The sequence below is a fragment of the Pseudarthrobacter sp. TRD_SC_9 genome (assembly GCF_055361265.1).
Genome location: NZ_CM143956.1, coordinates 302,729 through 321,696, shown reverse-complemented (window position 1 = coordinate 321,696; position 18,968 = coordinate 302,729). Strand labels below are relative to the sequence as shown.

17 protein-coding genes are annotated in these 18,968 nt (G+C 64.6%); 10 read left to right on the top strand and 7 right to left on the bottom strand.

Annotated elements, in window-relative coordinates; genetic code table 11:
- Positions 1 to 1,077, bottom strand: a complete 1,077-nt coding sequence (locus tag ACWA13_RS01470) for an extracellular solute-binding protein (RefSeq protein WP_463936300.1) — start codon at positions 1,075 to 1,077, stop codon at positions 1 to 3.
- A gap of 234 nt (positions 1,078 to 1,311) precedes the next feature.
- Here ACWA13_RS01470 and ACWA13_RS01465 point away from each other — a divergent pair, with 234 nt between their 5' ends.
- The 5 genes from ACWA13_RS01465 (at position 1,312) to ACWA13_RS01445 (ending at position 6,555) form a co-directional block, all read left to right on the top strand.
- Positions 1,312 to 1,836, top strand: coding sequence for an adenylyl-sulfate kinase (locus ACWA13_RS01465; protein ID WP_463936298.1), 525 nt, complete (start codon positions 1,312 to 1,314; stop codon positions 1,834 to 1,836).
- Between the two features lie 48 nt (positions 1,837 to 1,884).
- A complete protein-coding gene (locus ACWA13_RS01460; RefSeq protein WP_463936296.1) occupies positions 1,885 to 3,222 on the top strand; it encodes a carboxylesterase family protein in 1,338 nt (445 codons plus the stop codon).
- A 110-nt stretch (positions 3,223 to 3,332) separates the two neighbouring features.
- Positions 3,333 to 4,616, top strand: coding sequence for a hypothetical protein (locus ACWA13_RS01455; RefSeq protein ID WP_463936294.1), 1,284 nt, complete (start codon positions 3,333 to 3,335; stop codon positions 4,614 to 4,616).
- Between the two features lie 2 nt (positions 4,617 to 4,618).
- The gene (locus ACWA13_RS01450) at positions 4,619 to 5,365 is read left to right on the top strand and encodes an ABC transporter ATP-binding protein (RefSeq protein WP_463936292.1); all 747 of its coding nucleotides are present in this window, start codon (positions 4,619 to 4,621) and stop codon (positions 5,363 to 5,365) included.
- Complete coding sequence (locus ACWA13_RS01445; RefSeq protein WP_463936290.1) at positions 5,362 to 6,555, top strand: ABC transporter permease; 1,194 nt, start codon at positions 5,362 to 5,364, stop codon at positions 6,553 to 6,555. Before ACWA13_RS01450 ends, ACWA13_RS01445 begins: the two co-directional genes overlap by 4 nt.
- A 57-nt stretch (positions 6,556 to 6,612) precedes the next feature.
- Here ACWA13_RS01445 and ACWA13_RS01440 read toward each other — a convergent pair whose 3' ends face one another.
- The gene (locus tag ACWA13_RS01440) at positions 6,613 to 8,994 is read right to left on the bottom strand and encodes a phosphoketolase family protein (RefSeq protein WP_463936287.1); all 2,382 of its coding nucleotides are present in this window, start codon (positions 8,992 to 8,994) and stop codon (positions 6,613 to 6,615) included.
- 127 nt (positions 8,995 to 9,121) lie between these two features.
- Between ACWA13_RS01440 and ACWA13_RS01435 the strand changes: the two genes are divergently transcribed.
- Positions 9,122 to 9,721, top strand: coding sequence for a hypothetical protein (locus ACWA13_RS01435; RefSeq protein WP_463936285.1), 600 nt, complete (start codon positions 9,122 to 9,124; stop codon positions 9,719 to 9,721).
- 38 nt (positions 9,722 to 9,759) lie between these two features.
- Here ACWA13_RS01435 and ACWA13_RS01430 read toward each other — a convergent pair whose 3' ends face one another.
- On the bottom strand, positions 9,760 to 10,647 hold the full coding sequence (locus ACWA13_RS01430) for an HAD family hydrolase (protein ID WP_463936283.1): 888 nt from the start codon (positions 10,645 to 10,647) through the stop codon (positions 9,760 to 9,762).
- Positions 10,648 to 10,886: 239 nt separating this feature from the next.
- On the opposite strand from ACWA13_RS01430, the gene ACWA13_RS01425 reads away from it, so the two are divergent.
- On the top strand, positions 10,887 to 11,897 hold the full coding sequence (locus ACWA13_RS01425) for a hypothetical protein (protein WP_463936281.1): 1,011 nt from the start codon (positions 10,887 to 10,889) through the stop codon (positions 11,895 to 11,897).
- 74 nt (positions 11,898 to 11,971) lie between these two features.
- Here the strand turns inward: ACWA13_RS01425 and serS are convergent, their stop codons facing one another.
- Positions 11,972 to 13,252 (bottom strand): serine--tRNA ligase, encoded by a 1,281-nt coding sequence (gene serS, locus ACWA13_RS01420; protein ID WP_463936280.1) that lies wholly within the window; start codon positions 13,250 to 13,252, stop codon positions 11,972 to 11,974.
- A gap of 90 nt (positions 13,253 to 13,342) precedes the next feature.
- Between serS and ACWA13_RS01415 the strand changes: the two genes are divergently transcribed.
- Complete coding sequence (locus ACWA13_RS01415; RefSeq protein WP_463936278.1) at positions 13,343 to 14,449, top strand: diacylglycerol/lipid kinase family protein; 1,107 nt, start codon at positions 13,343 to 13,345, stop codon at positions 14,447 to 14,449.
- Here the strand turns inward: ACWA13_RS01415 and ACWA13_RS01410 are convergent.
- From ACWA13_RS01410 to ACWA13_RS01400, 3 genes are all read right to left on the bottom strand, one after another.
- Positions 14,446 to 14,646, bottom strand: a complete 201-nt coding sequence (locus tag ACWA13_RS01410) for a hypothetical protein (RefSeq protein ID WP_463937987.1) — start codon at positions 14,644 to 14,646, stop codon at positions 14,446 to 14,448. The two genes, ACWA13_RS01415 and ACWA13_RS01410, sit on opposite strands and share 4 nt — an antisense overlap.
- A gap of 133 nt (positions 14,647 to 14,779) precedes the next feature.
- Positions 14,780 to 15,106, bottom strand: a complete 327-nt coding sequence (locus tag ACWA13_RS01405; protein ID WP_463936277.1) for a rhodanese-like domain-containing protein — start codon at positions 15,104 to 15,106, stop codon at positions 14,780 to 14,782.
- A 78-nt stretch (positions 15,107 to 15,184) separates the two neighbouring features.
- The gene (locus ACWA13_RS01400) at positions 15,185 to 15,739 is read right to left on the bottom strand and encodes a DUF4190 domain-containing protein (protein WP_463936275.1); all 555 of its coding nucleotides are present in this window, start codon (positions 15,737 to 15,739) and stop codon (positions 15,185 to 15,187) included.
- A 215-nt stretch (positions 15,740 to 15,954) separates the two neighbouring features.
- On the opposite strand from ACWA13_RS01400, the gene ACWA13_RS01395 reads away from it, so the two are divergent.
- Both ACWA13_RS01395 and ACWA13_RS01390 read left to right on the top strand, forming a co-directional pair.
- Positions 15,955 to 17,424, top strand: coding sequence for a peptide MFS transporter (locus ACWA13_RS01395; protein ID WP_463936273.1), 1,470 nt, complete (start codon positions 15,955 to 15,957; stop codon positions 17,422 to 17,424).
- Positions 17,425 to 17,496: 72 nt separating this feature from the next.
- Complete coding sequence (locus tag ACWA13_RS01390) at positions 17,497 to 18,900, top strand: amidase (protein WP_463937986.1); 1,404 nt, start codon at positions 17,497 to 17,499, stop codon at positions 18,898 to 18,900.
- The last annotated feature ends 68 nt before the right edge of the window (positions 18,901 to 18,968 follow it).

Sequence of the window (18,968 nt, the reverse complement as noted above, 5' to 3'; positions counted from 1 at the left end):
TTACGTCATGTACTCGAGTTCAATTTTCTCCACCCAGGAACCCATGTTCTCCTGGACGAAATCCCAGTCGATGTCCTGCTGCTTGAGCTCCGCGAAGAAGTCCACCACCTCCGCGTTGGCCTTCTCTGCCGCGGCCGTGTTCACCGGCATGGAGTTGAATTGCTGCGCGAACTCGCCCTGGACCTCGGCGCTGCCAAACCAGTCAATGAACTTCTGGGCCTGTTCCTTCTTGTCAGTGCCCTTCACCAAGGCAATTTGCTCTACGGCCAGCGGAACGCCCACCGAGGGGATCACTGTTTCGACGTTGACCTTGAAGGTCTTTTCGCGTTCGGTGATGATCGAGGACGGCATCTGGCCCATGTCCACTTCACCGGAGGCAATCCGGGCAAACAGGTCGGTCTTGGCCACGGCGGGGCTGCCGTTCTGGAAGTACTGCTCCACCTGCTGCCAGCCTTCGTCCGAGATGCCAAGATCGCCGGAGTCGTCACGGTAGCGGCTGAGGATACCGGCAAACACCAGCTGTGCGGTGGCGGTGCCCATCCCGGTGACCCGCTCGTAGCGGGTTTTGAACTCATCCTTGGTCCAGAGGTCCGTCCAGTCCTGGGGCGCGGCATCCTTGGAAACCTTGTCTGAGTTGTAGCCAAGGAGGATGGCCTGCTTCACCAACGGCCAGTAGCTTTCGCCGTCGCCCAGTTCTTTGTCTACGTCTGCCGCCCAGGCGGGCTCGTAGGGCTCAAGGGCATCTTCGGCCTTGACCTGGGAGAAATACATATTGTTCAAGCCAAACGCCACATCCGCGATGGGGTTGTTCTTCTCTGCAATGAGTTTGTTGGTGGCATCGGCACCGCCGGCGCCGACGATCTCGATGGTGAATCCGGCCTCCTTGGCCTTGGCCGTCCACCATTCCCCGCGGCCTTCACCGTTAGAGTTGGTGTAGACAACAAGCGTTTCATTGCCTCCTGCAGCCGGTGCCGTGGACGCATCACCCGAGGCGGCGGGCGACGCGGAGCCGCCGCCACATCCGGCAAGGAAGGTGACGGCGACGGCGGCGGCAACCAAAGTCTTCAATTTACGCACGATCTGTACTCATTTCTGCCTGGAATCGAAGCATGTCCGGCAAGCCTATAGCTGCCGATGCCAAAATACGGGCAGTAGTGCTATCGATTCGATAAACCGCCCGGCTGGCCACTATGACCCAGCCAGGGGAACACCCGGAAGACTATGCATGAATGGGCAGTAAACGTTCCGACGCGGCAGCACTATGCGGCCTGGATCTCGCCGTAGATGGAACTTCTGGACCATACTCAAGAAGTGAACAGGCAGACTGAAGCGCTCTTTATCGGCGGGCGTTCCGGCGTCGGAAAGAGTTCCGTAGCCTTTGAGCTCCATGCGCAGCTTTCCCAACAGGACGTCAAGCATTGCGTGATCGAGGGCGACACCCTCGACCTCGCGCATCCCGCTCCCTGGGAACACCACTTGGCCGAGCGGAACCTGTCTGCGGTGTGGAGTAACTATCGCGCCCTCGGGTACCGGCGGATGATCTACACCAACACCGTAAGCGTCAGGTACACAGAACAGCTGGCAGCGGCCATGGGTGAGGACGTCAAAATTACGGCAGTGCTTTTGACCTCAAGTGACGCGACGGCTCATGCAAGACTGAGGAGCCGGAGCCAGGGGGACGAGCTCTTGGAGCACGTCAAGCGCAGCGATGCCAGGGCGCGCGAACTCGATGCCCTGACGCCAAGCTGGGTGCGTCGGGTAGCCACGGACGGGCGAGATGCGCAATCGGTTGCCTCAGAACTGCGGACACTCATTGCCTGGTCCAGTGGTTCGTAGAGCAGTGCACCCGCCGTCGGCGTCTGATTGTTGTGAAATCCTTAAGCCATGACCGCAGCCCTGCACCTTGACCCTGCATTCACTCCGCCCTGCGGCCCGGTCACTGGATGGCGGGACGGCGACGTCGTGCGGGCAACCGGCATTCCCTACGCCACTGCCGCCCGTTTCCAGCCTCCGGCCCCCGCTCCTGATTGGAGCACACCCCTGGCTGCGACGTCGCCCGCCCCGGCCTGCCCCCAAGGTCCCGTGCCTTTCCTCGATGACGTCCTGGGCACCCGCTACGGGGAACTTCCGGGCAGCGAGGACTGCCAAAACCTCTCCATCACCATGCCGGCTGACTTGGCCGAAGGCGAGCGCCTGCCCGTGATGGTGTGGCTGCATGGCGGCTCTTACACGACGGGCTCCGGGGACCTTGCCATCTTCGATCCGGCACGGCTGGTGGCAGAGAACCGGGTGGTGGTGGTTTCGGTGACCTACCGCCTGGGCCTGTTCGGGTACCTGGCTACCCGCCACGGCCGGCCCGGGAACCTGGGCCTGCTGGACCAGCTCGAGGCCTTCCGGTGGGTGCAAAGGAATATCAGCGCGTTCGGTGGCGATCCCGGGCGGGTGACGGCCTTCGGCCAGTCGGCGGGCGGCGACGCCGTGGCCCACCTGATGGCGACGCCGGAAGCGCCCTCACTGTTCCAGCGGGCCATCATCCAGAGCGCTCCGCTGGGCATCGCCCGGGGCCGCGCGAAAATGAACGCCGCCATGGGCATCGCTGCGGAAGCCGTCACCGAAGAAACGCCCGCCATGGACGTGGTGGCCATGGAACAGGAAGTAGCCCAGGTGTCGCGCAAGTTCGGGATGCTGGCCGCCATGCCCTTCGGCACGCAGTACGGGCATGCTCCGCTGCCCCAGGAGTCCGCCATTGAAGCCGCGTGGAAGCAAACAGCGCCAGGAATCGAAGTCCTGATCGGGCACACTTCCGAAGAGGCCCGGCTGTTCCTGCCGCGGAGTCCGCTGCTAACGAGGCTGCACCGGGTTCCGATGGTGGGTGCAGCCATGCTGCGGGCCGTCAACTGGGTGGTAACGGAGACCGTCTACGGCCACGCAGCCCGGAAATTTGCCAGGCGGCACGCCAGAGCCGGTGGCAAAGCCCACCGCTACCTCCTGACCTGGCACGCGCCGGGGACGATTTTCGGCGCCGCGCACACCGTGGACCTGCCACTGCTCTTCGGCGCCAGGGACACGTGGGAAGGCGTTGGGCTGCTTTCGGGATTGTCCTGGGAGCAGATCGACGCCACCGGGCGTACTGTCCGCCGGATCTGGGCGGACTTCGCCCGGGGCGAGGACTTGGGCACCCGGGGCGACATTCCTGGCGTGCTGGAGTACCGGGAGGTGTAGCCGGTCCAAGCCGTGCTCCCGTGACATGCGCCGAGTGCGTACTCAGTATATGGTGTGGAGCGACACACTCCCGCAGAGCTGGTCTGACGGGAGTTACTGATGGGGGCAGTATGAGGATTTTCAGGCGCATTGTGATGCCGGTGGCGTGGCTGGCGATTTTTGCCGTGATTGCCGTGGCACTGGTAAAGATCGCGTTCATCGATGGCATGAAGACGGAACAGGATGCCATCGGCCCTTCCGCGGAGGTGGCAATTCCGGTGGTCCAGGCAACCCGGTCAACGGTAACCAACACCGTAGAGGTCGAGGCCACCGTGGACAGCGACGCCGCCATCCCCGTGAAGAATACGACGGCGGGAACCGTCATTTACCTGCACGTCTCGCCGGGCGATGAGGTACTGGCGAATGCGCCGCTTTATCAGGTGCGCACCGAAGTCCAGCCCGAGCCGCCGGCCGAAGCCTCAACGCCACCGGCAGTGGAGACGGAAGGCGAAGTGCCGTCGGCACCGGTCCGCACCACGCCAGTCCGCACCGCCCCGGTGTACACCTACACGGACGTCCACGCTCCCACCTCCGGCACGGTGGAAACCCTCACGGTCCTGCTCGACCAGCAGGTCGGCGTCGGCGAATCGACGGCAAGCATTAACCCCGGAACCTTTACCGTCAGCGGCTCGATCGACGCCGCCCAGCAGTACCGGCTCCTGGCCAAACCCGGCTCCGCGGTGATCTCCGTCGTCGGCGGTCCTGCTCCCTTTTCCTGTTCGGCCGTAACGCTGAAGAGCCTCGCCAGTACTGCCGGCGGCGCGGCCGGCCCCTCCGGCGGAGGAGGAGCCGGCGGGGTAAGCCGTGGGGTTCCAATCGCAACATCGGGCGGCATGATGGGGGGCGGCCCTCCGGAGAGCGGTACACCTACGGGAACCATCAGCTGCGCCGTCCCCACCGGAGTTGAGGTCTTCGCGGGGCTGGGCGCCACCATGACTGTCACAGCCGGCCAGTCCACGGATGTAGTCACCGTTCCGCTCACCGCTGTCAAGGGCAGCGTCACGGACGGCATCGTTTGGGTTTCCGCCGGCGGTCCCGTCCAGGGCGGTCCCGTCCAGGGCGGTCCCGCCCCGGATGGAGCAATTCTCGACGGCGGCGGGCCGGTCGGCGGTCCCCCTACGGCAGCAGCCGGGGGTCCAGTGGAGGGCGGTCCCGGCAAGGGGGTTCCCGGCGGATCAGCTGCCTCTGGCCCGTCCGAAGAACGGAAAGTCCAGCTGGGCCTTAACGACGGCTCCCGGGTAGAGGTTGTTTCCGGGCTGGAAGAGGGCGAGTTTGTCCTCGAATTCATTCCAGGCGCCCCGGCCCAGGTGCCTTCCGGGCCCCAGTTCGGCATGGCTTACCCGATGGGAGGGTAGCCATGGAGGAACTGGTTTCCCTCACAGGAGTGACCCGCACCGTCAGGCTCCCCGACGATGCGGAACTGCACATTCTCAAGGGCATCGACCTCGCCGTCCACGCCGGCGACCACACGGCCATCATCGGCCGGTCCGGCGGCGGAAAGTCCACCCTGTTGAACCTGATCGGCCTGCTGGACCTGCCCACCACCGGTGAAATCCGGTTCCTGGGCGAGCCCGTGGACCACCTGAGCAGCAACACCCGGGCAAGGCTCCGCGGCTCTTCCGTAGGTTTCGTATTCCAGCAGTTCAACCTGCTTCCCGGCCGGAGCGCCCTGGACAACGTGATCACCCCACTGCTCTACGCCAGGGGTGCCGACTTTTGGCGCCGCCGCGAACTCGCCCTGGAAATGCTGGACCGGGTAGGCCTCAGCGCCCGGGCGGACGTGATGCCGAACATGCTTTCCGGGGGCGAGCAGCAACGCGTGGCAATCGCGCGGGCCCTGGTCCGGAAGCCCCGGCTGATCCTCGCGGACGAACCAACAGGAGCACTCGACGTCGAAACCGGGCAAACGGTGATGGCCCTGCTGGACGCCGTGGCAACGGAATCCGGCTCCGCCCTGATCACCATCACTCACGACACCAACGTGGCCGCCCTGGCCCGCGCCTGCTACCGGCTGGAAGCGGGCGTCCTGACGGCAACGGAGGTTCCGTCCTTCCCGGATCCAGCGGGAGTTTCCGCCGGTGCAGCCGCAGGAGCGGTGGCATGACGGGCCTGGTGTCCACCATTGTGGAAGCCTGGCAGGAACTGCGGATCAACAAGACCCGTATCCTGCTCGCGCTGATCGGCGTGGCCCTTTCTGTTGCCGCCCTGACCACGGTGGTGGGGATGGGAAACCTGGTCCGCGAGGGCTACAAAGCCTCATCAGAACGCAACGGCGGCCGCTCCGCAACACTCAACCTCGGCGTGTACGGTCCCACCACGCCGGACCCTGAGCAGCTCAGCCAGGCCTTCCGCGGCATCCAGGAACGCTACGGCATCAAGTACTCCAGCAACGTAGCCCAGGCCCAACACGACTTCCAGTTTCCGCACGGCGTCCAGCCAGTACAGCTTCAGGTGGTTGACCCCGGCTACGGAGTGATCCACCGCGTTGACATGACCCGTGGCAACTGGTTCGAGGACACGGATGAGCAACGGTTCGCGCCCGCCTTGGTTGTTTCAGAGAACTTCTACAATGCCGCGGGACGGCCCAACCTCACCACCAATCCCGTGGTGACGCTGGCCGGTCCACGGAAAACAACAGCCGTGATCATCGGAGTGGTTCCGAATGCGTATCCGGACATGCCGCCGTCGGCCTACATGCTGACCGGGGCCGCAGAGAAGTCAGGCGTATCGTCCGGCGGCCAAGGGATGTCCAGCCAGTTCGAGATCTGGGTCCAGGACACCCAGGCTGAGCAACTAAAGGCCGCCATAGCTGCGGATCTCCAGCAGCAGTTCCCCGGCATGCAGGCCCAGGTCGATCGCCGGGACTACGCCAGCTACGGGGATCCGTTCGCCATGGTGCAGCTGGCCGTGGCAGGGATTGCAGGGCTGGTCATGCTTCTCGGAGCCGTCGGCATGCTGAACATCTCCATGGTCACTGTGCGGTACCGGGTACGTGAGATCGGCATCCGGCGCAGTTTCGGGGCAACGTCCCAGCGGATCTTCGTGGGCGTGATGATGGAGTCCGTGGTTGCGACGGCGGTGGCCGGGATTGCGGGCGTAATGCTCGCCGTTGCCGTGGTCAAGAACCCATGGATCGAATCCACGATCGCGCCGGGGCTGACCGAGTTTCCGCCGTTCCCTTTGGAGGCGGCCATGCTGGGCCTCGGTGCAGCCATCCTGGTGGGCGCCCTGGCCGGAGCAATTCCGGCGCTGGTAGCCGTGCGGGTCAAGGTCATCGACGCGATCCGCTTCTAATGCAACCGGCCCGCCCTGCCATCAGGCAGGGCAGGCCGGCCGGTGGCTAAATGGCGGTTATATCCAGTCCGGGTCCTCGCCGTGCTCGCGCGTATACTCGCGCGCCAGTATCCGGCGGTCCTGCAGGGACTGCCGCAGCGACGCGCACTTCGCGGCGAGGCCGGGAACACGGTCGAGGGCATCGATCGCAAGCTGGAAGCGGTCGATCCGGTTGAGCATTGCCATGTCGAAAGGCGTGGTGGTGGTGCCTTCCTCCTGGTAGCCTCGCACGTGCAGCCCGGCCTGGTTGGTGCGCCGGTAAGTCAGCCGGTGGATCAGCGACGGGTAGCCGTGGTAAGCGAAAATGATCGGCCGGTCCGCCGTGAAGATTCCGTCAAAGTCGCGGTTGTGGAGCCCGTGCGGGTGCTCGCTGGAGTCCTGCAGCCGCATCAGGTCCACCACGTTCACCACGCGGATCTTGAGGTCCGGCACACCTTCCCTCAACAGCTTTGCGGCGGCCACTGTCTCGACGGTGGGGACGTCACCGGCACAGGCAAGAACGACGTCGGGCTCCTCCCCCGCAATCTCGGAACCGGCGAACTCCCAGATTCCCAGCCCGCGCCGGCAATGCAGTGACGCCTCCTCCGGACCCAGCCAGGCGGGGGAAGGCTGCTTGCCGCTGACCACGATGTTCACGTAATCCCTGGACCGGAGGCAGTGGTCCATTACGCACAGCAGCGTGTTCGCGTCTGGTGGCAGGTAGGCGCGGATCACCTCTGCCCGCTTGTTGACGGCGTGATCGATGAAGCCCGGATCCTGGTGGCTGAAGCCGTTGTGGTCCTGCTGCCACACGTGCGAGGACAACACGTAGTTCAGCGAAGCAATGGGCTGGCGCCACGGTAGGGCGCGGTGCACCTTGAGCCACTTCGCGTGCTGGTTAAACATGGAATCGACAATGTGGATGAACGCCTCGTAACAGCTGAAGACTCCGTGCCGCCCGGACAGCAGGTACCCTTCCAGCCAGCCCTGGCACAAGTGCTCGCTGAGTACCTCCATCACCCTGCCAGCACGCGCAAGGTGCTCGTCGACGTCGTCAATCCGGTACTGCCACACCTTGTCGGTGACGTCGTACACGTCCTGCAACCGGTTCGACGCCGTTTCGTCCGGGCCGAAGAGCCGGAAGTTGTCCGGATTCAGACTGATCACGTCCCGTATCCAACCGCCCAGGACGCCCATCGGACCCACTTTTTCCGCGCCGGGCGTGGAAACTTCGACGGCGTGCTTGCGGTAGTCAGGCAGCTTAAGGTCCCGGAGCAGGACCCCTCCGTTGGCGTACGGGGTGGCGCTCATCCGGAAATCATCCTGCGGCGCGTTGGCCGCGACGTCGGCACGAAGCCGCCCGCCGTCGTCGAACAGTTCCTCCGGGCGGTAGCTTCGCATCCACTCCTCCAACTGGCGGAGGTGATCCGGGTTGGTCCGCACCTCGGTCAGTGGCACCTGATGGCTACGCCACGTTCCCTCCACGGGGAGGCCGTCCACTTCCTGCGGGCCGGTCCAGCCCTTCGGCGAGCGCAGTACGATCATGGGCCACTGCGCGGCGGGCCGGCCCTGGCGTTCCCCACCCCCGGGGCTGCCCCCGCCCCGGTACTCGGACTGGATTTCCCGGATCTCCGCCAGGCAGGCGTCCAGCGCGGCAGCGAAATCGGCGTGCGCGGTGGCAGTATCCCGCGGGTCCTTGACTGTCACGAAATGCGGCCGGTGCCCGTAACCGCGGAGCAGCTCAGCCAGCTGTTCTTCCGGCATCCGGGCCAGCACGGTGGGGTTGGCGATTTTGTAGCCGTTCAGGTGCAGGATGGGCAGCACCGCGCCGTCAGCTTCCGGATCAAGGAAGTTGTGCGAGTGCCAGCTGGCCGCCAGCGGTCCGGTCTCCGCCTCACCATCGCCGATCACGACGGCGGTGATCAACTCCGGGTTATCGAACACCGTCCCATAGGCATGGGCCAGGGCGTATCCCAGTTCGCCGCCCTCATGGATGGAGCCGGGAGTTTCCGGAGCCGCGTGGCTTGGAATGCCGCCGGGATAGGAGAACTGGCGGAAGAGTTCAGCCAGGCCCGCTTCGTCATTACCCACGTGGCTGTAGATCTCCGCGTAGGTACCCTCCAGCCAGGCATTGGCGACCACGGCGGGGCCGCCATGTCCGGGACCTGCCACAAAGAGCAGCTCCTGTGAGTCGCGGCGGATGACACGGTTCAGGTGGGAGTAGACGAAGTTCAACCCGGGGGTAGTACCCCAATGGCCCAGAAGCCTCGCCTTTGCATCCTCCGCTTCAAGCGCGGTGCGGAGCAACGGATTGCTCCGCAGGTAGATCTGGCCGACGGAGAGGTAGTTTGCGGCCCGCCACCAGCGGTCCACGAGTTCAAGTTCATCTTCTGGGACGGTGGAGCCTGGATCAAGGGTCATCGGGTTCCCTCCACGGAGTGGGCAGTGGCGCGTGTTCCCATCGCATCACATCATTTCGCCTGAGGGAAACCCCGCCATGGCTCCCCATACCGTCGGAGTGCTACCAGCCGGTAGTCTGTGATCCACAATGTTCACGTTGACAATTAACCAGACGGACAGCCGGCGCGATGGCGACCTGGTTCCCAAGCTGCTGAAGGAACTTCGGCATATCCCTGCACGCCTGGACTTTGACCGCTCCATCGAAGACGAGGTCCAGGGGGTTCTGGACTGCCCGCACCAGACAGTCGAGGCTGCACTGATTGCCCTGCGGGCCGGCGAATGGTATGTGGGGATCGGCGTGGGCCCCCTTAATGAGCCGCTGCCCAACCAGATCAAGGACGCCTCCGGGCATGGCCTGATCTACGCCCGCAGGGCAGTGGACCGGCTTCGGCAGGGCAAAGACCGGGTTCCCGTCGCCGTTGACGGGCCCCTGCCCGAACTGACCACCGAAGCCGAAGCCGTGCTGCGGCTCCTGGGCCACATTGTGCGCGACCGCAGCCAGGCCGAGTGGCGGGTGCTGGACCTGCTCACCCCCGGTGTGCGCGGGCAACAGAAGGCCGTGGCACAGGCGCTGGGAATCAGCACCCAGGCAGTCAGTAAGGCCGTGGCCCGCTCACAGTGGAATGAAGAACACGCCGCCCGGCCAGCCGCTGCGCGATTGCTGGCGCTGATCCTCGAGGTCCGCTAACCGGGCCTGTTTGTCTCCCGGGCTGACTGGCGCAGTGCTTAGACGAGGCTACGCAGTACGGCTGCTGCACCGTCGTCTAACACTGACTTGGTCACTTCATCCGCGGCAGCCAGGACTTCTTCCGGCGCCTGGCCCATGGCCACTCCGCGGCCAGCCCAGCTGAGCATCTCGATATCGTTACGGCCATCGCCGATAGCCACGGTGTTCCCGGCATCGATGTCCAGCCGGACCCGGAGGGATTCCAGGGCGCTTGCCTTGGTGACTCCCGCCGCGGCGATGTCCAGCCACGCCGTCCAGCCGACGGAGTACGTCACCCCTGCCAGGCCCACCTGCGCGATAGCTTCCTGGAATTCTTCGGACGTGTTCTGGCTGCTGAAAACCACCACACGGACGGCAGTGGATTTCAGCATGGTCTGGAAGTCCACACCGATTGCTTCCACGCCAAAACTGGCATCTTCGAAGCGTTCGGTGGCCAGGAAGTTGCCATCCTCGTCCTCCAGTGCATACTTGGCCGTGGGCAGCTTCTTCCGCAGGGCACGCAAGGCTGGAGCGGGATCAAAAGTTGCCTTGTGGATGACCTCGTAGCCGGCTTCCAGCTCAGGATCCAGCCGGAGTGTCACGCCGCCGTTGCAGCAGACGGCGTACCCGCGGTCAATGCCGATCTGCTCGATGATGGGCAGTGCGGCATTAAGTGAACGGCCGGTGGCGATCATTACCTCGTGGCCGGCGGCAACAACGGCTTGCGCGGATTCGCGGACGGCGGGTGACATGTGGCCGTCGTGGTCCACCAGGGTCCCGTCAACATCCAGGGCCACCATAAGCCGCGGGGCGCTCTTGCCATTCAAGGCGGCTTTGCGCTCGGTTCGGATTTCTGTGTTTCGCTGGTCTTCGGTGCCAGCGACTGAGGATTCAGTCAAAATAGTCATGCCTCCAGTAGACCAGAAACCCCTGCCCGGAGCCTAGGACGTAGGCCACTGCCGCCATGAACTCCGGGTAAATACCCACAGGCTTCCCACAGCGTGAATGTTTACCGAATCCCCCGCTAGTGGAGGATTCACCGGCGTATGCGGCGGGGATTCCACCAGAAGGCGGTGATTTTCCCGAGTTGTCCACATGGCGCGTTTGCCCGGTTCCCCGCTTCCCCTCTCCGCCACATTATGGAGCCATGTTTGAAACGGACGGATTTATTGTGGCGGCCGAACTGCGGCGTTCACGGGGCGACACCCGGACGCTGAGCCTTCGCTACGAACGGGGCGAACTGGTCCGCGTGCGCCGGGGAATTTACTTCGACAAAGCCAAGTGGATCGCGCTGGAACCCTGGGAGCGCTACGCGCGTACCGCCGTCGGAGTTTCCCTGGAGCTGCCGGGAAGCCTGTTCTGCTACGAAACCGCGGCGCTCATCTGGGGCCTGAACCTGGTGGGAGTCCCGGGTCATATCCATCTGGCGGGGGCAACGGCGTCGCACGCGGGGCGGAAGCCGCCCACCACCGGCTCCGCCTTCCAACGCAACGCCGGCACTTCCGGGTTGGAACGGATACGCGGTTACGGCGTCTTCCGGCATCATTGCCATCCCCGGGCCATCCTCCGCCGAGGCCTGCCGGTCACGCCACTGCCGGAGACCATTATCGATGTGCTGGCACGGTCGCCGTTCGCCCAAGCCGTGGTCACAGCCGATCACGCCATCAGCCCGGAGCGCTTCAAGGGACTCGCCGTGACGCGTGACGAGCTGGCTGCTACGGCCGCGTACCTGCCCTCCGCGGCCAGGCGGCGCTGGGTATCGGGCGTTCTTGAGTTCGCCAACCCCATGTCCGGTTCCGCCGGCGAATCCCTGAGCCGGGCGAACATGCACCTGCTGGGATTCCCGGCGCCGGAGCTGCAGGCCGAGTTCCACGATGCTGCCGGCTTTGTGGCGCGGACGGACTTCTTCTGGCGGGCGCAGCGCATCGTCGGGGAGTTCGACGGCGATGCCAAGTACCTGCGCCCGGAATACCTGGGCAGCCAAACGGCCAAGGAAGCCGTGCTCGCCGAGAAAAAGCGCGAGGACCGCCTGCGTGCCATGGGTTTTTCCGTGGTGCGCTGGGATTGGGAAACCGCCTCCAACCCCCGGATGCTCACGCGGAAACTCGAGGGCGCCGGGCTGCGGGTGGAGTCCCGGTCAAGGAAAATCCCCCGCTAGTGGAGAATTCACCGGCGTACGCGGCAGGGAATCCTCCACTAGCGGGGGATAAATGGTTTCACCCAAAGTAGCGGCTACAGGACCGGCAATACCTCGAGCCCGCCCAGGTACTTCCTAAGGGCCATGGGCACGTTGACCGAACCGTCGGGGTTCTGGTGGTGCTCGAGGATAGCCACGATCCACCGCGTGGTGGCCAGCGTTCCATTAAGGGTGGCCACGGGACGGGTGCCCTTGGTGACACCTTCGGCATTAACCGTGCGCTCTCGGATGTTCAGGCGGCGGGACTGGAACGTGGTGCAGTTGGAGGTGGAGGTCAGTTCACGGTAGGCGCCCTGCGTGGGAACCCAGGCCTCGCAATCGAACTTACGGGCGGCGGACATGCCCAGGTCACCGGCGGCGGTGTCGATCACGCGGTAGGGCAGTTCACACTTGGCCAGCATTTCCTCTTCCCAGGCCAGGAGGCGGGCGTGCTCCGCCGCTGCTTCCTCAACCGTGGTGTAGATGAACATTTCCACCTTGTTGAACTGGTGGACGCGGATGATGCCGCGCGTGTCCTTGCCGTGCGAGCCGGCTTCGCGGCGGTAGCAGGAGCTCTGGCCGGCGTAACGGACGGGGCCGGCAGACAGGTCCAGGATCTCGTCGGCGTGGTAGCCGGCCAGGGCCACCTCCGAGGTACCCACCAGGTACAGGTCGTCTTCCGCCAGCCGGTAGATCTCGGCGTCGTGCTTCACGTCAAAGCCCGTGCCCTGCATGGTCTCCGGACGTACCAAGGTAGGTGTGATCATGGGGACGAAACCGGCGTCGATTGCCTGCTCCATGGCCATCTGCAGCAGCGCCATTTCCAGCCGGGCACCTACACCGCGAAGGAAGTAGAACCTGGAACCGGATACCTTGGCGCCGCGCTCCATGTCGATCGCGCCAATAAGCTCACCAATTTCCAGGTGATCGCGCGGTTCGAAGTCGGTGAACTCGCGGGGTGTGCCAACAGTCTTGACCACCACGTAGTCGTCCTCGCCGCCCTCGGGAACGCCGTCCTCGACGAGGTTGGGGATCACGCGCAGGAGTTCCTCCTGGGTGGCCTGGGCGGCATCGGCCTCGGCGGAGGCAGCCTTCACCGCGTTGGCCAGCTCGCGGACCTCAGCCAGCAGCGCCTGCTTCTCTTCGCCCTTTGCCTGCGCCACCTTCTTGCCGAAGAGGTTCTGCTCGGCACGAAGGTTCTCGTAGCGGATCAGTGCGGCACGGCGGCCGGCATCGGCGGAAATGATCGCGTCCACCACGGATTCGTCGGCGCCGCGGGCGCGCTGGCTGGCACGGAACTTGTCCGGGTTTTCGCTGAGTTCTTTTACGTCGATCACCAGATAAGGGTATCGAATGCGGCACCGGCCGACTGCCCGCCACCTGCGCAGGGCAGCCGCGTGCCGTACGCGGGTTAGTGTTGAACCACCATGGGCGACTGGATCATAATCTTTCTGATCGCTGGGGGCGTGGTGTTCATCGTCTCCAGTTGGTGGGGCGTGCGCCGGCTCAAGGCCCGCCACACCCGCAGTGCCGTGCAGGACGATCCGCAGGGGATGGCTCCCGGCCAGCAACGCGTGGCCCTCATCCTCAACCCGGTCAAACACCGCTCGTCCGAGGCAAAAACACTGATCCAGCGGGCCTGCCTGTCCGCCGGGTGGGCGGAGCCGCACATTTACGAAACCACGGCTCAGGAGCCGGGATATGCACAGGCGCGTAAGGCACTGGCGCAAGGGGCCGACGTCATACTGGTGGGCGGCGGGGACGGCACCGTCCGCGCCGTGGCTGAGGCACTCGCAGGCACCCAAGTGGCCATGGGCCTGATTCCACTGGGCACGGGCAACCTGCTGGCCCGGAATGTGGGCGTGGACCTGAACGACCTCCACACCAATGTGCAGACCGCCCTGCATGGCCAGCAGCGCTTTATTGACACCGCGCGGATAAAGATCGAAAACGCTTGGACCGGCACGTCTTCGGAGCACGGCTTCCTGGTGATCGCCGGGATAGGGATGGATGCCGAGGTGGTGGGCGATACCAACGCGCAACTGAAGAAGGCCGTGGGCTGGCTCGCGTACACAGAAGCAGGAGTGCGCCACCTGCCGGGCCGGCGGAAAAGGGTTTCGATCACACTGGACGACGGCCCTGAGCAGGTGCGGAAGATCCGCTCGGTGCTCTTCGCCAACTGCGGCCTGATCCCCGGCGGTATTGACTTCATTCCGCAGGCAATGATTGATGACGGCGTGTTGGACGTTGTGGTGATGAGTCCGCGCAGCTTCGCCGGCTGGCTCATCATGTACTTCAAGATCGTCTTCAAGCACGGCGGAACGCTGCCGTTCATGACTGTTTACCGCTCCAGCAAGATCGTCATCAAGTGTGCCGAGCCGATGCCCACCCAACTCGACGGTGACCCCCATGGCGAGGCCACAAAGGTCACCGTAACTATCGATCCGCTGTCATTGCTGATCAGGGTGAAGCCCACTGTGGTGGGCCCGGCGCTGATGGCAGGGGCGGAATCACCAGGCCTCCGGGAATCCTAGCTCGCCTTCTTGGCAGCTTCCTCGGCAGCAGCCTTGGCGGCGGCGCGGGCCTCGGACTGTTCCCGGATCATGGCCTGTTCCTCTTCGAAGCGAAGGCGGTCGGCGCGGTCGGCTTCGTCCCCGTCCCAGTCCTGGTTGTCTGCCGTCGGCTTGGGATTCACGATGATTCCCTGGCCGTCGTTGTTGTCAATGCTCATCTCTGGCATGACGCACTCCCTTCACTGGGGCCCTTCGCCCTTTGGATCAAGTAAGCATACGCATTGTTTGACGACCAAGGAAGTACCCCGGCCGGGCGTGGCGCGAACGGGGCGGCGAAGGCTAGGGGCAGGCCTAAAGGACAATCGGCTTGAGGCCGTTATCCGAGACCAGCGGCTTGCCCGCTTCCAGCCAGTGGTCCATGCCGCCGGCAACATTCACCGCGGAGTAGCCCTGCCCAACGAGCCATTGGGCGGCCCGGAACGAGCGCCCTCCCGTGCGGCAGATGACGTACAGGTCCTGGTCCGGGTCCAGCTCGGAGAGGCGGGCCGGCAGCCGGTCCAAGGGGATGTGCAGGGCGCCTTCAGCATGGCCGGCCACCCATTCGTAGTCCTCGCGGACATCCAGCAGTGTGGCATCGGCGGGCAGCCCGGTGACGTTAACGGTCTCGAAATCGCTCATGGCAGTCCTCAATCTCAGGTCTCAGGGTTCCTGTTTAAAGCCTGGCGTCGGCAGTGCCGGCGCCGGAAAGCCGGGGTTTCAGTAGCTGTATGTGGAACTGGCGATTGTCATGCCAACGATAGCCAGCACCCAGAAAAAGCCGTAACCGAGCAGGCACAGGTAGCCCAGCACCAGACCGGTGACGGACAGTGCCTTGCCCGCTGGTTCCCGCTTCAACCCGAGGTGACCGGTGACGATGGCGGCAATCTGCGGAAGCATGATAATGCCGATGACCACGGCCACGATGCCGCATACCAGACTGGCGATGCTCAGGCCCTTGGGCTGTGGCTGCGCTCCGTAGTACATGGGCGGACCGTACTGGCCAGGCTGGCCCGGCTGGGCGTACTGGCCCGGCTGGCCATAGGGGGTGGAACCGTACTGTTCCTGACCGTACGGCGCCCCGGCTTGACCTGGGTTGTAACCCTGGTTGAACTGGTTCGGTTTGTAGGGGTCCTGGCCGTACTGGCCCTGGTTATACAGCGGGGGTGGCGGAACCTCGGAGCCCTGCGGCGGCACGAAAGCCGGAGGTTCATAGGATGGCGGGGTATCCGCCGGGCCGGACCCTTCCGGGCGCTGGTTCGGTTGTTCGGTCATGGTTCCCCCTCGGAAATTATGCTTTTCTCCAGCCTACAGCCGAAGCCTGCCGTCGAAGCCCTCACCGCAGCAGCCGAGAATGCGGTGCTGGGGCTTCTGACGCGAGGTTGCCAAGCCAGAAAGTTCTGATGGACCCGGTCCAGCCGTCGGAAAATGGTTGCCCAGGGACGGCAAAAATGTGACAATAACGGGTTTTCGATGCCAGCATGGGGTAAATGACCACTTCCCAAGACACCGTCGTCCCGGCCAAAAGCCACGGCGACACCGCATTTTTCGGGCACCCGAAGATGCTGGCCAGCCTGTTCTCCGTTGAAATGTGGGAGCGCTTCTCCTTCTACGGAATGCAGGGAATCCTCCTCTACTACATGTACTTCACGGCCGACCAGGGCGGATTGTCGATTGACAAGGCCCTCGCAGCGACCCTTGTAGGCGCATACGGCGGCGGCGTATACCTCTCCACAATCCTGGGAGCCTGGCTGGCTGACAGGGTGTTCGGTTCCGAACGGGTCCTGTTCGGCTCAGCCATGCTGATCATGGCCGGCCACGTGGCTCTTGCCCTCCTGTCCGGCATCCCCGGCCTGACTGCGGGCCTGATCCTCGTGGCCATCGGCTCCGGCGGCCTGAAAGCAAATGCCACCTCATTGGTGGGCACGCTATACGGCGAAAAGGATGAACGCCGTGACGCTGGCTTCTCCATCTTCTACATGGGCATCAACCTTGGCGGCCTGTCGGGACCGCTGGTGACCGGCTGGCTGCAGGAAAGCAATGGCTTCCACTGGGGCTTCGGCGCCGCGGCCGTTGGCATGGCTATCGGCCTGGGCATCTACTCACTGGGCCGGAAAAGACTGCCGGCCGAAGCACACCACGTAGCAAATCCCCTGCCGGCCGCAGACCGCAAGCGTTACGGCCTGATTTTCCTGGGAATCATCGCCGTAATCATGCTTCTTCTGGTCACGGGGATCGTCCATGCGGAGAACCTCGCCCGCACCATGGCCTATGCGGCAATCGGCGCCTCGATCATCTACTTCACGCTGATCTTCCGCAGCCGTGAAGTAACCGCAGTGGAACGGAGCCGGGTGCTCGCCTTCATCCCCCTCTACATCGCCTCAGCAGGTTTCTGGGCGCTGTTCCAGCAGCAGTTCACGTTCATCGCCGTGTACTCGGAGGAGAAGCTGGACCGGAACCTCTTCGGCTGGGAGATGCCAGCAGCATGGGTGCAGTCAATTAATCCGGTCTTCATCATTATCTTCGCCGGTGTCATGGCAGCCCTGTGGACCAAGCTGGGCCAGAAGCAGCCCAGCTCACCCGTGAAGTTCGCCGCGGGCCTGCTGGTGATGGGCCTGGCCTTCCTGGCGTTCATCCCACTGTCGGGGGCCGGAAAGACGCCGCTGCCGGCGCTGGTGGGAATCCTTTTCCTCTTTACGCTCGCGGAACTGTTCCTTTCGCCCATCGGCCTGTCGGTGAGCACGAAGCTTGCCCCCAAGGCCTTCCACACACAGATGGTGGCCTTGTTCTTCCTCTCGGTCTCCCTGGGCACCACGCTCGCCGGGATTCTGGCCGGCCTGTACAACCCTGACAACGAACTTCCGTATTTCCTTGGCATTGGCGGCGCGGCCGTGGTGCTCGCCGCTGCCCTGGCGGCCGGCGCACCGGCTATCCGGAAGCTCATGGCAGGAGTCCGCTAAGCTTCCCCAAGACCCCGAGGAGGACCGTTGCCCGCTGAGCAGTTATCCGACGCGCCGACCGAAATCCACGACATGCCGGCCGTACGGCTAAGGGACGCGCTTCGGACCGGCGAGCTGTCCGCCCGCGAGGCAACAGCGCATTTCCTCACCCGGATCGACAAGCAGAATCCTTTGCTGGGTGCCTTCGTGACCGTTACGGCGGAGCAGGCGATGGCGGATGCCAGGGCAGCGGATGCCCGGCTTGCCAGGAGCGGCAGGGACGGCCTGCCGCTCCTGCACGGAATGCCGGTAGCGTTCAAGGATCTGACGGATGTGGCAGGCGTTGTAACCACTCACGGGAGCGCTGCGCTGGAGCACAAACCCGCTCCTGCCGACGGCGCCCTGCCGGCAGCCCTGAAAGCCGCGGGCGCCGTCTCCCTTGGCAAGACCCAGGTTCCGGAGTTCGGACTGACGGCCTACAGCGAAAACCGGATTGCGCCGCCGTCGCGCAATCCCTATTCCGCTGCCCGCAGTTCCGGCGGTTCCTCAGGAGGCAGTGCTGCCGCCGTGGCCGCGGGGCTCCTTCCTTTTGCGCCCGGGACCGACGGCGGCGGGTCCATCCGCATCCCGGCTGCCGCCTGCGGGCTGGTGGGCCTGAAGCCGGGCCGGGGCGTGGTGGCAACCGGCGAGAGTTCCGGTGATCCGGCCCGCCTGGTGGTAGCCGGTCCGCTGGCCAGGAGTGCAGCGGACGCCGCCTTGATGATGGATGCGCTGGTGCCGTCCCTGCCGGGCAGCAACGGCAGTTTCCTGGACGCCGTGGACCACGGACCGGGACCGCTGCGGATCGGTGTGACCCTGGACAGTCCGTGGGCCGGCTCGTTCCCCTTCGAGACCGGACCGGAGGCGCTCGCCGCGCTCCGGAAGGGCAGTGAAATGCTCGAGCACGCCGGACACACAGTCACCGAAACCTGCATCCGCTACGACAACCGCTACCCGGTTGCATTCACCACGGCCTGGACTGCCGGCGTCGGAAATGCCCGGATCAGCCCGCACCGGGAGGCGCTGCTGACCCCGCTGACCCGGACCTTCCGGCGCCGTGCCCAGCAACGCAGCAGCGCCAAGCTCAATGAAGCATTGGCGTTCCTGCGGAAGTTCGAGCGGGATACCGTCACGCAGTACAACGCCTGGGATTTGATGCTGATGCCTTCCCTGGCCCAGACCCCGCGCCCGGTGGGCTGGTTCACCGGGGCAACGCACAATAGCGCTCCCTGGCCGGCGGCTGAGTGGCCCCACGATGCCGACGGCGACTACCGCAGGCAGTGCGAATTCGCGCCATGGTCCTCCATGGTGAACGTCTGCGGCCTGCCGGCAATCACACTCCCGGTGTACTGGACCGGCGGCTCTCACGGAATGGGGCTGCCGATGGGAATCCAGCTTGTTGGACCGGCGGGATCGGAGTTGCTGCTGCTTCAGGTGGCATCCCAGCTCGGGTTTTAGGCACAAGCAGGGGGATGACGTCACAGGAGCGGGAATTGGTGCCGATCGTTTTTCCTCCGCGTATGGTC